Origin of the sequence: Streptomyces sp. NPDC088261 (genome assembly GCF_044740805.1) — a bacterium.
Classification (GTDB): Bacteria; Actinomycetota; Actinomycetes; order Streptomycetales; family Streptomycetaceae; genus Streptomyces.
In genome coordinates, this window is sequence record NZ_JBIURL010000002.1 from 1 (window position 1) to 14,838 (window position 14,838).

General features: G+C 72.3%; 14 protein-coding genes. 7 read left to right on the forward strand and 7 right to left on the reverse strand.

The window, feature by feature from the left end; genetic code table 11:
- Window positions 1–282 precede the first annotated feature (282 nt).
- The 3 genes from ACIODU_RS03925 to ACIODU_RS03935 form a co-directional block, all read right to left on the reverse strand.
- Window positions 283–2,616: a Tex family protein gene (locus ACIODU_RS03925; protein WP_401763570.1), complete on the reverse strand. Its 2,334-nt coding sequence runs from the start codon at window positions 2,614–2,616 to the stop codon at window positions 283–285.
- A gap of 142 nt (window positions 2,617–2,758) precedes the next feature.
- Entirely contained in the window at window positions 2,759–2,878 is a 120-nt protein-coding gene (locus ACIODU_RS03930) for an LPFR motif small protein (protein WP_345944023.1), read from the reverse strand.
- Between the two features lie 107 nt (window positions 2,879–2,985).
- Window positions 2,986–3,849, reverse strand: a complete 864-nt coding sequence (locus ACIODU_RS03935) for a hypothetical protein (protein WP_401763573.1) — start codon at window positions 3,847–3,849, stop codon at window positions 2,986–2,988.
- A 112-nt stretch (window positions 3,850–3,961) separates the two neighbouring features.
- On the opposite strand from ACIODU_RS03935, the gene ACIODU_RS03940 reads away from it, so the two are divergent.
- Together ACIODU_RS03940 and ACIODU_RS03945 are read left to right on the forward strand one after the other, a co-directional pair.
- Window positions 3,962–4,969 (forward strand): GlxA family transcriptional regulator, encoded by a 1,008-nt coding sequence (locus ACIODU_RS03940; RefSeq protein WP_401763576.1) that lies wholly within the window; start codon window positions 3,962–3,964, stop codon window positions 4,967–4,969.
- Between the two features lie 71 nt (window positions 4,970–5,040).
- Window positions 5,041–5,688 (forward strand): DJ-1/PfpI family protein, encoded by a 648-nt coding sequence (locus tag ACIODU_RS03945; RefSeq protein WP_401763579.1) that lies wholly within the window; start codon window positions 5,041–5,043, stop codon window positions 5,686–5,688.
- On the opposite strand, the gene ACIODU_RS03950 is transcribed toward ACIODU_RS03945, so the two are convergent.
- The gene (locus tag ACIODU_RS03950) at window positions 5,669–6,436 is read right to left on the reverse strand and encodes an enoyl-CoA hydratase/isomerase family protein (protein ID WP_401763582.1); all 768 of its coding nucleotides are present in this window, start codon (window positions 6,434–6,436) and stop codon (window positions 5,669–5,671) included. The genes ACIODU_RS03945 and ACIODU_RS03950 overlap by 20 nt on opposite strands.
- A 316-nt stretch (window positions 6,437–6,752) precedes the next feature.
- On the opposite strand from ACIODU_RS03950, the gene ACIODU_RS03955 reads away from it, so the two are divergent.
- Window positions 6,753–7,256 carry an ATP-binding protein gene (locus ACIODU_RS03955; protein WP_356419688.1) on the forward strand — a complete coding sequence of 168 codons (504 nt, stop codon included), beginning with the start codon at window positions 6,753–6,755 and terminating at the stop codon, window positions 7,254–7,256.
- Here the strand turns inward: ACIODU_RS03955 and idi are convergent.
- The 3 genes from idi to galE form a co-directional block, all read right to left on the reverse strand.
- Window positions 7,231–7,845 carry an isopentenyl-diphosphate Delta-isomerase gene (idi, locus tag ACIODU_RS03960; RefSeq protein WP_401763584.1) on the reverse strand — a complete coding sequence of 205 codons (615 nt, stop codon included), beginning with the start codon at window positions 7,843–7,845 and terminating at the stop codon, window positions 7,231–7,233. The genes ACIODU_RS03955 and idi overlap by 26 nt on opposite strands.
- Before the next feature lie 110 nt (window positions 7,846–7,955).
- On the reverse strand, window positions 7,956–8,897 hold the full coding sequence (locus tag ACIODU_RS03965; protein WP_356419612.1) for a cation diffusion facilitator family transporter: 942 nt from the start codon (window positions 8,895–8,897) through the stop codon (window positions 7,956–7,958).
- A gap of 188 nt (window positions 8,898–9,085) precedes the next feature.
- Window positions 9,086–10,069, reverse strand: a complete 984-nt coding sequence (gene galE / locus ACIODU_RS03970; protein WP_356419610.1) for a UDP-glucose 4-epimerase GalE — start codon at window positions 10,067–10,069, stop codon at window positions 9,086–9,088.
- A gap of 310 nt (window positions 10,070–10,379) precedes the next feature.
- Here galE and ACIODU_RS03975 point away from each other — a divergent pair, with 310 nt between their 5' ends.
- The 4 genes from ACIODU_RS03975 to ACIODU_RS03990 are packed head-to-tail and all read left to right on the forward strand — an operon-like array spanning window position 10,380 to window position 14,836.
- Complete coding sequence (locus tag ACIODU_RS03975) at window positions 10,380–12,278, forward strand: DUF5941 domain-containing protein (RefSeq protein ID WP_401764885.1); 1,899 nt, start codon at window positions 10,380–10,382, stop codon at window positions 12,276–12,278.
- Window positions 12,275–13,024, forward strand: a complete 750-nt coding sequence (locus ACIODU_RS03980) for a phosphocholine cytidylyltransferase family protein (protein WP_356419607.1) — start codon at window positions 12,275–12,277, stop codon at window positions 13,022–13,024. Before ACIODU_RS03975 ends, ACIODU_RS03980 begins: the two co-directional genes overlap by 4 nt.
- Window positions 13,012–14,073, forward strand: a complete 1,062-nt coding sequence (locus ACIODU_RS03985; RefSeq protein ID WP_161307943.1) for an iron-containing alcohol dehydrogenase family protein — start codon at window positions 13,012–13,014, stop codon at window positions 14,071–14,073. Before ACIODU_RS03980 ends, ACIODU_RS03985 begins: the two co-directional genes overlap by 13 nt.
- Complete coding sequence (locus ACIODU_RS03990; protein ID WP_401763586.1) at window positions 14,051–14,836, forward strand: CDP-alcohol phosphatidyltransferase family protein; 786 nt, start codon at window positions 14,051–14,053, stop codon at window positions 14,834–14,836. Before ACIODU_RS03985 ends, ACIODU_RS03990 begins: the two co-directional genes overlap by 23 nt.
- Window positions 14,837–14,838 lie beyond the last annotated feature (2 nt).

Genomic DNA, 14,838 nt, shown 5'->3' on the forward strand with positions numbered 1-14,838 from the left:
GGCGGCGTGAGGGGGGTGGGGTCGGAGGAGGTGCGTGTGGCCGGACGTAAAGCGTGTTTTGTGGCGCATGGCTACCGTTAATCAAGACAAGACCTCGCACGCGCCGTAAAACATGCAGTCCGGACATACGTGCCTCCGGAGGCCCCGCCCCCCGTCACCACGGCACCCCCAAGCCCGTCCGGCGATTGAGGACATCAGTAAGCCGCGCCAAAGCACCGCGCCGCAGAAGCCCGTCCGGCGATTGAGGACAAGGGAAAACGGCAACGGACACCGCCGCAGGCGCTAGCTATCGCTGAGGCCCGCCCTCCGGAGCGCGTCGGCCATCGCGCTGTTCGCCGGCCCCGGCACCCGCGCCGCAGGCGCAGACGCAGACGCGCCGGCACGGCCCCCCCGCTGCCGAGGCCGAGGCGCAGACGCCCGCTCCGGCCTCGCCGAAGTCGCCGCCTCGTCGTCCAGCCGCAACGTCAGGGAGATCCGCTTACGCGCAAGGTCCACCTCCTGGACCTTCACCCGCACCACGTCCCCCGGCTTCACCACGTCCCGCGGGTCCTTCACGAACGTCCGCGACATCGCGGACACATGCACCAGCCCGTCCTGATGCACGCCCACATCCACAAACGCCCCGAACGCCGCCACGTTCGTCACGACGCCCTCCAGGATCATGCCCGGCTCCAGGTCGGCGAGCTTCTCGACGCCGTCCTTGAACGTCGCCGTCTTGAACGCGGGACGCGGATCCCGCCCCGGCTTCTCCAGCTCGCGCAGGATGTCCGTCACGGTCGGCAGCCCGAAGGAGTCGTTCACGAACTCCGCCGGCCTCAGCGACCGCAGCACCGTCGTGTTGCCGATGAGCGACGCGACCTCGCCGCCCGCCGACTTCACCATCGCGCGGACGACCGGGTACGCCTCCGGGTGGACCGACGACGCGTCGAGCGGATCGTCGCCGTCGCGGATCCGCAGGAAGCCCGCGCACTGCTCGTACGCCTTGGGACCCAGCCTGGCCACGTCCTTGAGCGCGCGCCGGGACCGGAAGGGCCCGTGCGCGTCGCGGTGGGCCACGATGTTCTCCGCGAGGCCCGCGCTGATGCCGGAGACCCGGGCGAGCAGCGGCGTGGACGCGGTGTTGACGTCGACCCCCACCCCGTTCACACAGTCCTCGACCACCGTGTCGAGCGAGCGGGACAGCTTCACCTCGGACAGGTCGTGCTGGTACTGGCCGACGCCGATGGACTTGGGGTCGATCTTCACCAGCTCGGCGAGCGGGTCCTGGAGCCGCCGCGCGATCGAGACGGCGCCCCGGATCGACACGTCCAGGTCGGGCAGCTCCTGCGAGGCGAACGCCGACGCGGAGTACACGGAGGCGCCCGCCTCCGAGACCATCACCTTCGTGAGGTTCAGCTCCGGATGCGCCGCGATCAGCTCGGCCGCGAGCTTGTCGGTCTCGCGGGACGCCGTGCCGTTGCCGATGGCGATCAGGTCGACCGCGTGCTCCTTCGCGAGCCGCGCGAGCTTCGCCAGAGCTTCGTTCCACTTGTTCGCCGGCACGTGCGGGTAGATCGTGTCGATGGCGACGACCTTGCCCGTCGCGTCCACGACGGCCACCTTCACGCCCGTACGGAACCCGGGGTCGAGGCCGAGCGTCGCACGCGTCCCCGCCGGCGCCGCGAGGAGCAGGTCGCGCAGGTTCGACGCGAAGACCCGGACCGCCTCGTCCTCGGCGGCCGTCCGCAGCCGGAGCCGCAGGTCGATTCCGAGGTGCACGAGGATCCGGGTGCGCCAGGCCCACCGCACGGTGTCCGCCAGCCACTTGTCACCGGGCCGGCCCCGGTCGGCGACGCCGAAGCGCCGCGCGATCATGTTCTCGTACATCGTCGGACCCGGCAGGTCCGACGGCTCCTCGGGCTCCAGGGAGAGGTCGAGGATGTCCTCCTTCTCGCCCCGGAGCATCGCCAGCACGCGGTGCGAGGGCAGCGCGGTGAACGGCTCGGCGAAGTCGAAGTAGTCGGCGAACTTCGCGCCGGCCTCCTCCTTGCCCGCCCGCACCTTCGCGGTCAGCCGCCCCTTGGCCCACATCCGCTCGCGCGCCTCGCCGATCAGGTCGGCGTCCTCGGAGAACCGCTCGGTGAGGATCGCCCGCGCCCCCTCCAGCGCCGCGGCCGGGTCGGCAACGCCCTTGTCCGCGTCCACGAACGCCGCGGCCGCTGCCAGGGGATCCACCGAAGGGTCCGTCAGCAGCCCCTCGGCGAGCGGCCCGAGACCGGCCTCCCGGGCGATCTGCGCCTTCGTGCGCCGCTTGGGCTTGAACGGCAGGTAGATGTCCTCCAGGCGCGCCTTGGTGTCGGCGCCCCGGATCCGCGCCTCCAGGGCCGCGTCGAGCTTCCCCTGGTCCCGTACGGACTCCAGGATCGCCGTCCGCCGCTCCTCCAGCTCGCGCAGATAGCGCAGCCGCTCCTCCAGGGTGCGCAGCTGCGTGTCGTCGAGCATCTCGGTCGCTTCCTTGCGGTAGCGCGCGATGAACGGCACGGTCGACCCGCCGTCGAGCAGCTCGACGGCCGCCCTCACCTGTCGCTCCCGTACGCCGATTTCCTCGGCGATCCTGCCTTCGATGGACGTCGTCACGATCACGCTCCGCTGTTCTGTGGTCCGCCGTCTGCATTGTGGCAGGTGGCTGTGACAGCGGGGGGCGCGACCGGCGGTCCTGACAGCCGCCGGCCCGGTCCCGAGAGCGGATCGGGACCGGGCCGGCGAGTTGGGGGACGGGTCAGGCGTGCCCGCGGGAAGCGCCGCCGAAGAGCCGCGCGAGCGCGCGGAAGGGCAGGGTCACCACGGAGGCGATCGTCGATCCGATCGAGCGGAGTACGTCGGCGATGGCACGGAACACGGGGGCCTCCTGCTGTCGGTCGTCGGGCCGCCGACCGCGGGGATCGAACGGGACGCGGTCGGTCACTGTCTTCCGGGTGTCCCGCTTCGAGCCGGGTAAACGGTCCGTCAGTGCTTGCCTATGAGGTCCGCGGGGAACGCCCTGGCCGCCAGGGCGGTGCCCGTGAAGCCGCCGGCCAGATCGGTCAGGCGGGCCACCCCCGCCGCGCCCAGCCGTTCGTAGGGCGCCACGTCCAAGCGGTTCGTCTCGTCCTCCAGGGCCTTGCGCAGGTCCGCGCCGGCCTCCGTCAGCTCCCCGTCGGCGTCCAGCAGACCGCGCTCGCGCAGCCGCCCCCGGGCCGCCTCCCACTCCCCGGAGGTCCAGCCCCTGCTGGAGACGGCCCACTTCGGCGTCATGCCCCGGCCGCTCGCGGTGTGGCTGGCCAGCGCCTCCACGGGGTCCAGGCCCGAGGACAGCAGCGCCGCCAGGTGGCCGTCGCCGCGGTGCTCCCGCAGCAGGGTGGTGGCGTGCCAGTACGCCAGGTGCGGTGCGTCCGGTACGGGCAGGTCGGCGTTGGCCGCGTACAGCGGGCGGGCGTGGCGGGTGCATCCCTCGGCGGCCCGCAGCGCCAGTTCCGCCGCCTCGGCCATCTCCCCGGACGCGACGGTCTCCTCCCCGAGGAGCCGGCGCAGCAGCGAGTCGACGGCGCGCAGCCGGGCGTCGAGGGCGGCCTGCGGGGAGAGGATGTCCCAGACGGCGGGTACGTGACGGGTGATCAGCTCGTGGTTGAAGTTGTAGAAGGTCGCGGCGACCACACCCGCGCCGACCGGGCCGAGGGGCGCCGCGCGGGCGGCGAAGTAGACGGCGTCGGAGTCCCGTACCCCCTCGCGCTCGAACTCGCGCCCGAGGTCGGGCGAGAAGTACAGGGTCGAGTGGATCGGGTTCAGGGCGGCGTAACAGCGTCGGGCGGCCCGCTCGGGCAGAGTGGTCATGGCCTCATATTACTGACCGGTCGGTACGGGGCTGCGTGTACGGCCGGGATGGCAGGAAAGGAGGGGTCCTCGTCATTGCGGCCCTCCTCCGCAGGGCGGAAGGATGGCGGGCATGACCGAGCGATCCGTGCTGGTGGTCCTCTTCGACGACGTGCAGAGCCTCGACGTGACGGGTCCGGTGGAGGTGTTCGCCGGGGCCGCCCGCTTCACCGGCGACCCGGACGCGTACCGCATCCGCACGGCCTCACTCGACGGCGGTCCGGTCCGCGCGTCCAGCGGGCTGACGCTGGTCCCCGACACCGCGCTCGCCGCGGCCGCCGCGCCGCACACCCTGCTCGTGCCGGGCGGATCGGGCACCCGCACACCGGATCCACGGCTGATCGACTGGTTGCGGGAGAACGCGCCGCGCGCCCACCGGCTGGTGTCGGTCTGCACCGGCGCCCTGCTCCTCGCGGAGGCCGGCCTGCTCGACGGGCGCCGGGCGACCACCCACTGGGTGGCGGCCGACCTGCTGTCCCGGAAGTACCCGGCCGTGGACGTGGACCCGGACCCGATCTTCGTACGGGACGGCCGGGTCTCGACCTCCGCCGGAGTGACGTCCGGCATCGACCTGGCCCTGGCCCTGGTCGAGGAGGATCTCGGGCGGGACGCCGCGCTGACCGTCGCCCGTCATCTGGTGGTGTTCCTCCGACGGCCCGGCAACCAGGCCCAGTTCAGCGCCCGGCTCGCGGCCCAGACGGCCCAGCGCGGTCCGCTGCGCGACGTGCAGGCGTGGATCGGGGAACACCCCGGCGGCGATCTGTCCGTCGAGTCGCTGGCCGGGCGCGCGCGGCTGTCGCCCCGCCACTTCGCCCGCGCCTTCCGCGCGGAGACGGGCACCACGCCCGGCCGGTACGTGGACCGCGTCCGGCTGGAACACGCGCGGATGCTGCTGGAGGACAGCGCCGACGGAATCGAGGAGATCTCCCGCGCGAGCGGCTACGGCACCCCGGAGGCGATGCGCCGGGCCTTCGTGAAGTCCCTGGGTACGTCCCCGGCGGAGTACCGCCGCCGCTTCCGGCCGCACCCGGCCCCGGCGCCCGACGAACCCGGCAACCACCCGGCCGCGCCCCGTACCTGACAACCCGTAACACCCCCTACCTGACGACCGTCACCTGACGCCCCGCCACGCCCCACCACCGGAGGGCCCCCATGCAGATCGCGATCCTGCTCTTCGACCGGTTCACCGCCCTCGACGCCGTCGGACCCTACGAGATCCTCGCCCGGACCCCCGGCGCCCGGACCGTGTTCGTCGCCGAGCACACCGGACCGGTGGCCAACGACCAGGGCAGCCTGTCGCTCGTCGCCGAACGGACACTCGCCGAGGTGACCCGCCCCGACATCGTCGTGGTGCCCGGCGGGCCCGGCCAGGGCGCGCAGATGGAGAACGAGACCGTCCTCGGCTGGCTGCGGGCCGTGGACGCCACCACCACCTGGACCACCTCCGTCTGCACCGGCTCCCTCCTGCTCGCCGCCGCCGGGCTGCTCACGGGACGGCGCGCCACCACTCACTGGCTCTCGCTCGACCGGCTCGCGGGCCTGGGGGCCGAACCGACCGGCGAGCGGGTCGTCTTCGACGGCAAGTACGTCACGGCCGCCGGCGTCTCGTCCGGCATCGACATGGGCCTGAGCCTGCTCGGGCGGATCGCCGGTGACCGGGTCGCCCAGTCCGTACAGCTGATGACCGAGTACGACCCGCAGCCGCCCTACGACGCGGGATCGCCCGAGAAGGCGCCCGCCGCCCTCGTCGCGGAGTTCCGGGCGAAGCGGCGGCCTCCCGTCACGACGCCGTCCAGCTGAACCGCGGCTCACGCCGTTCCAGGAAGGCGGCGACCCCCTCCGAGGTGTCACCGCTGCCGCGCGCCTGCTCCGTCCAGTACGCGTCACGCTCCTCCCCGTACGCCGCGCGCCCGTCCGGATCGGCGGCGAACTCCTTCGCCGCCGCCTGGGTCAGCTGCGAGCGCGAGACCAGCACCCGGGCGAACTCCGCCACCCGCGCGTCCAGTTCGCCCGCCGGCAGCACCTCGTCCACGAGGCCGGTGCGCAGCGCCCGTTCCGTGTCGATCAACTCGGCCGAGAACAGCAGGTACTTGGCGGTCGCCGGACCCACCAGCGACGCCAACCGCCGCGTGGAGGAGGCCGCGTACACGATCCCGAGCCGGGCCGGCGTCACCCCGAACCGCGCCCCCTCCTCCGCGAACCGCAGATCGCACGCGGCGGCCAGCTGGCAGCCCCCGCCCACACACGACCCGCGTACGGCGGCCAGCGTCGGCTTGGGGAAGGCCGCCAGCGCGTCCTCCGCCGCCACCGCCAGCGACCGCGCGTCCTCACCGGGCTCCCCGAGCGTGGAGATGTCCGCGCCCGCGGAGAAGTGCGCCCCCTCGCCGGTGAGCACCAGCGCCCGTACAGCGGGGTCCGGGGCCAGCCCCGCGAGCAGCGGAGGGAGGTCCCGCCACATCCGGGCCGTCATCGCGTTGCGCTTGGCCGGATGGTGGATGACGACGGTCGCGACACCGTCCGCGACGCGGTGCAGCAGCTGGGGCTCCATGCGCCGGATCGTATCCGGGGCGCGGGACCGGCCCGCGGACAGCCCTCACCGCCCCCGCGTACCGCCCTCGCCACCACTCCGGACGAGCCTCACCGACCCCACAGAGAGCCCTCACCGAAAGAGACGGAAGACGGCACCCGGCGATCAGAGGCGGTCGCGTGTCCGAGGTGTCCGCAACAAGGTGATCGGACACCATCAATAACGGCTGACTTCTGTTCAGTGGCCCGGGCGGGACCCGCCCGTTCCCAAGACTCGGTGTCCGATGGACGTCGCCGGCGGAAACAGCCGGTCAAGCCGAGGGTGGTGCCGCAGGATGGTGGAGAGCCGCGGGAGTGTTCCGGCCCGGCCGCTGTCGTACGAAGGAGTGTGGCGGTTCACCGCCCCCACCGTCGACGTCTCCGTGCCGCGGGCCCGGCATGCCGTACGCGATCTCCTGAAGCGCCAGGGGGTCCCGGTCAGGGACGACGTCGTCCAGGGGATCCTGCTGATCGTCTCCGAGCTGGTCACCAACGCCGTACGGCACGCGGCCCTGCTCTCGCCCGAGCTGGCCGTCGGGGTGGCGATCGAGGCGGAGTGGATCCGGGTGTCGGTGGAGGACAACCACCCGTACCGCCCCACGGCGCTGGAGACCGACTACGCGCAGACGGGCGGGCGCGGGCTGCTCCTCGTACGGGAGATCGTCCGCGAGGCGGGCGGCGGCTTCGACATGGAACAGACCGCCGGTGGCGGGAAGATCATCTGGGCGGCGCTTCCCCTCAGGTCACCGCTCGACGATCCCCCGCTCCGGGAAGGTGTCACCAGCCCCCGGCCGGCCCTGTGAGCTCTCTGATCGCCGGGCGCGCCGCGTCCAGCACGCTCATGAACCACGCGGAGAAGCGCGCCTCGTCGTGACGTTTCGTCAGCTCCGCGGGGGTGACGAACACCGTCTCGCCGACCTCTTCCGGGTCGGGCAGCGGGGGCGCCTGGGCCATGCCGACGAAGAGGTGGTTGTACTCCTGCTCCACCAGCCCGGAGTCCGGGTCGGGGTGGTTGTACCGGACCGTGCCGGCCTCGGCGAGCAGCGACGGCGAGATGCCCAGCTCCTCGTAGGTCCGCCGGGCGGCAGCGGCGAACGGCGCCTCGCCCGGGTACGGGTGCCCGCAGCAGGTGTTCGACCAGACGCCGGGGGAGTGGTACTTGCCGAGCGCGCGGCGCTGGATGAGCAGCCGGCCCTGCTCGTCGAAGAGGAAGACGGAGAACGCCCGGTGCAGCTTCCCGGGCGGCTGGTGGGCGGCGAGCTTCTCGGCGGTGCCGATGGTCTGCCCGAGCTCGTCGACCAGCTCCAGCAGGATTGGCTCTGGTACCCCGTTCGACGAGTCCGGTACCCCGTTCGGCGAGCTGCTCGCCTCAGTGACTGGTGTGGTCGGCATAACCATCCTTCGCTTCGGGCCTCGAACCCCAAGTCTGCCGTACAAAAGCCCCGTGTCCGCACTTCGAACGTGTGGGCATGTCTGTTCGGCCGACCGGCCGGCCGGGCGCCTCAATGGCAGAGTTTCGCCTCGTGCTCGGCGTGTCCCCGGGGTTCCAGCTGGAACGTGCAGTGCTCCACGTCGAAGTGGGTCCCGAGGCATCCCTGGAGGTCGTGCAGCATCTTCTCGTGCCCCACCGAGTCCAGCGCGTCCTGGTCCACCACCACGTGCGCGGAGAGCACCGGCATGCCCGAGGTGATCGTCCAGGCGTGCAGGTCGTGGACGTCGGCCACACCGGGCAGCGCGAGCATGTGGGCCCGTACCTCCGCCATGTCGACATTCCGGGGCGCCGCCTCCAGCAGCACGTTGAGCGTCTCTCTGAGGAGCTTCACCGTACGCGGGACGATCATCAGACCGATCAGCAGGCCCGCGATCGGGTCGGCCGTCTGCCACCCCGTGGTCAGGATGATCACGGACGACACGAGCACGGTGAACGAGCCGAGCGTGTCGGCGAGCACCTCCAGATAGGCCCCGCGCACGTTCAGGCTCTCCTTCTGCCCGCGCATCAGCAGGGAGAGGGACACCAGGTTGGCGGCCATGCCGATCAGCGCGAAGACGATCGCAAGACCGCCCCGCGTGTCCGGCGGCACGATGAACCGCTCGATCGCCTCGTACAGCAGATAGCCGCCGACCCCCAGCAGCAGGAGGCAGTTGGCCAGCGCGGCGAGGATCTCGGCGCGCGCGTAGCCGAAGGTACGGCTGGTGTCGGCGGGCCGGGCCGCGAAGTGGATCGCCAGCAGCGCCAGGCCGAGGCCGACCGCGTCCGTCGCCATGTGCGCGGCGTCCGCGACCAGGGCGAGCGAGTCGGCCGCGATGCCACCGATGATCTCCACGACCATCACGGACAGCGTGATGCCCAGGGCGATCCGCAGCCGTCCCTGGTACGCCGCCGCGGCCGTCCCGGTCGGCGGTGGTCCTCCGTGCGTGTGGCCGTGGTCGTGCCCTGCCCCCATGGGGACGCCTCCCGGTCGTCTCGGTGAAGTGCCGACCACGTCAGTGAACTACGGACGGGGGGTATCCGACAACACGGGACTGAACACCGTTGTCATATGCTCTGACCTGCGAAAACGGCCTACCGGACGGCCCCTGGGGTGATCCGCCGGAAGGGCGCGGAAGCCCGCAGGTCAGAGCCCTGACCGCGTCATCCGACCGGCGCGGGGCGGTGCTGTGCCTGCCAGCCCTCCCATGCCGACGCGACCATGTCCCGTACGTCACGGGTGGCCGTCCAGCCCAGCTCGCGCGCGATCAGCTCCACCGAGGCCACGGCCTTCGCCGCGTCCCCGGGGCGCCGGGCCTCGACGACCGGCGGGGTCCGGTGGCCGGTGACCTCCGCGACCAGGTCGGCGAGTTCCCGGACCGAGACGCCGACGCCGCGTCCGATGTTCAGGGTCAGATCACCGGATCCCGGCCGCTCCGCCAGCCGCCGGGCCACCGCGAGATGCGCGTCGGCGAGATCCGCCACATGGATGTAGTCCCGCACACCCGTGCCGTCCGGTGTCGGGTAGTCGTCGCCGAAGATACGGGGCGCCTCGCCCCGGCTGATCCGGTCGAAGAACATCGGGATGATGTTGAACACCCCGGTGTCCGCCAGCTCGGGCCGCGCGGCGCCCGCCACGTTGAAGTAGCGCAGACAACCGGTGGCGATCCCGTGGGCCTTCCCGGCCGCCCGCACCAGCCACTCGCCCGCGAGCTTCGTCTCGCCGTACGGACTGATCGGGACGGCCGGCGTCTCCTCCGTGATCAACTCCACATCCGGTACGCCGTACACGGCGGCGGACGAGGAGAAGAGGAAGCGCCCCACCCCGGCCGCGACCACCGCGTCGAGCAGCACCGTCAGCCCGTGCAGATTCTCCCGGTAGTAGCGCAGCGGCCGCTCCACGGACTCGCCGACCTGCTTCTTCGCCGCCAGATGCACCACACCGGTGACCCCGTGCTCCGCCAGGACCCCGTCCACCGCGTCCCGGTCCAGCAGTGAGCCCCGTACCAGCGGAATCTCCGCGGGCAGCCGCCCGGCGACGCCCGTCGACAGGTCGTCGAGCACCACCACCCGCTCGCCCGCCCCGCTCATGGCCCGCGCCACGTGCGCCCCGATATAGCCCGCCCCACCTGTGATCAGCCACGTCATGCCGCCACCCTAAGGGCTGCCGCCCGGCCGCCGGGGGCCGTACGGCGGAGGCGACCGGGGTCCGTACGGCGGCGGTCCCGGCCCGGCGGCGGTTTGTGGGCGGCGCGGTGATCGACAATGATGATCTCCGCCCGGGACCCCGTTCAGACCATGGCGTCCTGTGCGTAAACGCCCGGTGAACTCAGGCTTCCGTTCATCCGATAGCCTCTGCCGACGTGTCGCCGCCCGGAATCCCCGGGCACGGGCCTGTCGCAGGACAGGCCCTGGTCGCCGCGCACCAACCCTGATCAGTGCCAAGGAGTGAGTTCGTCTGTCGACCGCCATCCTCACCGGTCTCCCGGTACCCGGATCGTCGCTCGCGCACGATCTGCGGTCGCTGGGATTCGACGTACGCACCGCCACCAGCACGGCCGAGACGGTCAGCCTGATCGCCGAGGTCCCGCCGGCCGAGCGTGTCGCCCTCGTCGACCCCCGCTTCGTCGGCCACCTCCACGCCCTGCGCCTCGCGCTGACCGACCCCCGCTTCCCGCTCGCCGCCGTGACCGGCGCGCTCACCGCCCGGCCCGGGGCCCGTACCGCGCTGGTACGCGCCGCGGGCGCCGTCGAGCGGAGCGCCGCGCTGTCGCCGGCCGCCGCCGACCACCCGACGGGGACCGCCGGGACCGCGCAGCTCTCCTCCGCCGTCCTCGCCGACGGCGGTTCCCTCGCCGACCGGGTCGCGGAGGCGCTCGACGCCGAGGGCACCCCCGTACACCGCCCCGAACTGGGCTCGCTCGTCGCCGCCGTCCCGCTCGACACCGCCTCCCACCAGGAGGCCGCCGCCGCCACCGCGGCCGTCGACGACGAAGCCGTACGGCTGCGCTCCGCCGTGAAGGCCCGTGACGGCTTCTTCACGACGTACTGCGTCAGCCCCTACTCCCGCTACCTCGCCCGCTGGTGCGCCCGCCGCGGCCTGACGCCCAACCAGGTCACCACCGCGTCCCTGGTCACCGCGCTGATCGCGGCGGCCTGCGCGGCCACCGGCACCCGGGGCGGCTATGTCGCCGCCGGAGTGCTGCTGCTCTTCTCCTTCGTCCTGGACTGCACCGACGGGCAGCTCGCCCGCTACTCGCTCCAGTACTCCACGATGGGCGCCTGGCTCGACGCCACCTTCGACCGGGCCAAGGAGTACGCCTACTACGCGGGCCTCGCCCTCGGCGCCGCGAGGAATGGCGACGACGTATGGGCCCTCGCGCTCGGCGCGATGATCCTCCAGACCTGCCGCCACGTCGTCGACTTCTCGTTCAACGAGGCGAACGCCGACGCCACGGCCGCCACCTCCACCGGCAAGGCCGTCGTCGGGACCCCCACCGCCGCGCTCTCCAGCAAGCTCGACAGCGTCGGCTGGACCGTCTGGGTGCGCCGGATGATCGTGCTCCCGATCGGCGAGCGCTGGGCGATGATCGCCGTCCTGACCGCCCTGACCACCCCGCGTGTCGTCTTCTACGCCCTCCTCGTCGGCTGCGGATTCGCCGCCTGCTACACCAGCGCCGGGCGCGTACTGCGCTCGGTGACCCGCAAGGCCGTCCGCACCGAACGCGCCGCGCGGGCCCTCGCCGACCTCGCCGACTCCGGCCCGGTGGCCGAGACCGTCTCCCGGCTGCTGACCCGCCTCAAGGCCCGCCCGCCGTTCGGCCTGCGCCCGTTCGTGGCCTTCGCCGGCGGCGCCCTGCTGGTGGCCGCCGCCTGCTTTGAACCGTTCGGCAGCTCCTGGGTGGTCCTGGCCGCCGCGCTGTACGCCGTCCTCGCCGGCGCCGCCGTCACCCCGCCCCTCACCGGCGCGCTCGACTGGCTCGTCCCGCCGGTGCTCCGGGCCGCCGAGTACTCCACGGTCCTCGTCCTCGCCGCGCGCTCCGAGGTGAACGGCGCGTTGCCCGCGGCTTTCGGGCTGGTGGCGGCCGTCGCCTACCATCACTACGACACGGTGTACCGCATCCGCGGCGGCACCGGCGCCCCGCCCCGCCTGCTGGTCATGACCATAGGCGGACACGAGGGCCGCACGCTGGTCGTCACCGCCCTCGCCGCCGTCCTCGGGACGCGCGGCACGGACTTCCCCCTGGCCCTGACGGTGCTCGCGACCGTCGTGGCGCTGGTCGTGCTCCTGGAGTCCATCCGCTTCTGGGTGTCCGCCGGAGCCCCCGCCGTACATGACGAAGGAGAACCCGCATGATCGGCCTCGTACTGGCCGCCGGTGCCGGACGGCGTCTGCGCCCCTACACCGACACGCTCCCCAAGGCCCTCGTGCCCGTGGACCCCGAAGGGGAGGGGACCCTCACGGTCCTCGACCTGACCCTCGCCAACTTCGCCGAGGTCGGCCTGACCGAGGCGGCCGTCGTCGTCGGCTACCGCAAGGAGGCCGTGTACGCCCGCAAGGCCGCCCTGGAGGAGACGTACGGCATCCGGCTCACCCTCATCGACAACGACAAGGCCGAGGAGTGGAACAACGCCTACTCCCTCTGGTGCGCCCGTGACGTCCTGGCGAAGGGCGTGATCCTCGCCAACGGCGACACCGTCCACCCCGTCTCCGTCGAGAAGACCCTGCTCGCCGCGCGCGGCGAGGGGCGGCGGATCATCCTCGCCCTCGACACGGTCAAGCACCTCGCCGACGAGGAGATGAAGGTCGTCACGGAGGGCACCAAGGGGGTGCGCCGCATCACCAAGCTGATGGACCCGGCCACCGCCACCGGCGAGTACATCGGCGTCACGCTGATCGAGGCCGAGGCCGCCGCGGACCTCGCCGACGCCCTGCGGACCACCTTCGAGCGCGACCCCGACCTCTACTACGAGGACGGCTACCAGGAACTGGTCGACCGCGGTTTCACCCTCGACGTGGCGCCCATCGGCGACGTCCCCTGGGTCGAGATCGACAATCACGCCGACCTCGCGAAGGGCCGTGAGATCGCGTGCCAGTACTGACCCGGCTGATCCCCTCCCCGGTCTCCGTCGACATCCGCCGCGGCGCCATGGACGACCTGGCCGGGCTCCTCGCCGACCAGCGCATCTCCAGCTCGGGCCGGCTCGCGTTCGCCATCAGCGGCGGCTCGGGGGCGGCGCTGCGCGACAAGCTGGCGCCGGTCCTGCCCGACGCCGACTGGTTCGCCGTCGCCGACGGCACCATCGACTCCGCCGTCCGGCTCGCCGACGGCATCAAGGGCAAGCGGTACGACGCCGTCGTCGGCCTCGGCGGCGGCAAGATCATCGACGTGACGAAGTACGCGGCGGCCCGCCTCGGCCTGCCGATGGTGGCGGTCGCCACCAACCTGGCGCACGACGGCATCTGTTCACCCGTCGCCACTCTCGACAACGACAACGGCCGCGGCTCGTACGGTGTGCCGACCCCCATCGCCGTGGTCATCGACCTCGACGTCATCCGGGACGCGCCCGTCCGCTTCGTCCGCTCCGGCATCGGCGACGCCGTCTCCAACATCTCGGCCATCGCCGACTGGGAGCTGTCGCACCGGACCAACGGCGAACCCGTCGACGGCCTGGCCGCCGCCATGGCCCGCACGGCCGGCGAGGCGGTGCTGCGCCACCCCGGCGGCGTCGGCGACGACCTGTTCCTGACGGTCCTCGCCGAGGCGCTGGTCCTCACCGGCATCGCCATGTCGATCAGCGGGGACACCCGCCCCTCGTCCGGCGCCTGCCACGAGATCAGCCACGCCTTCGACCTGCTCCACCCCAAGCGCTCCGCGCTCCACGGCGAACAGGTCGGCCTCGGTGCCGCCTTCGCCATGCACCTGCGCGGTGCCCACGAGGAGTCGCGGCTGCTCGTCGAGGTCCTGCACCGGCACGGACTGCCCGTCCTGCCCGAGCAGATCGGCTTCACCGTCGACGAGTTCGTACGGGCGGTGGCCTACGCGCCGCAGACCCGCCCCGGCCGCTTCACGATCCTCGAACACCTCGACCTGTCCACCGATCAGATCAGGGACGCGTACGCCGACTATGCCAAGACCATCAGTAGCTGAACTCCGTCCCGTCGTCCACCCCGACGGAGTGAAGGACCGGCGCAGCGGGGAGCACTGGGCCGGCCGCATGTACATGCGGGAGATCTCGCTGCACATCGACCCGTACCTGGTGAACACCCGGATCTCGCCCAACCAGCTCACGTACCTCATGGTGGTCGTGGGTGTCATAGGCGGCGCGACACTGCTCCTGCCGGGGCTCACCGGCGCGATCCTCGCGGTGGTCCTCTTCCAGGTCTACCTGCTGCTCGACTGCGTCGACGGCGAGGTGGCCCGCTGGCGCAAGCAGACCTCGATCACCGGCGTCTACCTCGACCGGGTGGGCCACTACCTGTGCGAGGCGGCCCTGCTGGTCGGCTTCGGGGTGCGCGGCGCGGACGTCTTCCACGACAACGGCGCGTCCACCAACTGGCTGTGGGCCTTCCTCGGCACCCTCGCCGCGCTCGGCGCGATCCTGATCAAGGCCGAGACGGACCTGGTCGACGTGGCCCGCCAGCGCAGCGGCCTGCCGGCCGTCAAGGACGAGGCGTCCGTGCCCCGTTCGTCCGGCCTGGCGGTGGCCCGCCGCGCGGCGGCCATGCTCAAGTTCCACCGGCTCGTCGGCGGGATCGAGGCGAGCCTCTTCATCCTGGTCGTCGCGATCATCGACCAGGCGCGGGGCGATCTCTTCTTCACCCGCCTCGGCATCGCGGTCCTCGCCGGCATCGCCCTCGTCCAGACCCTGCTCCACCTGGTCTCCATCCTGGCGTCCAGCAGGCTGAAGTGAGC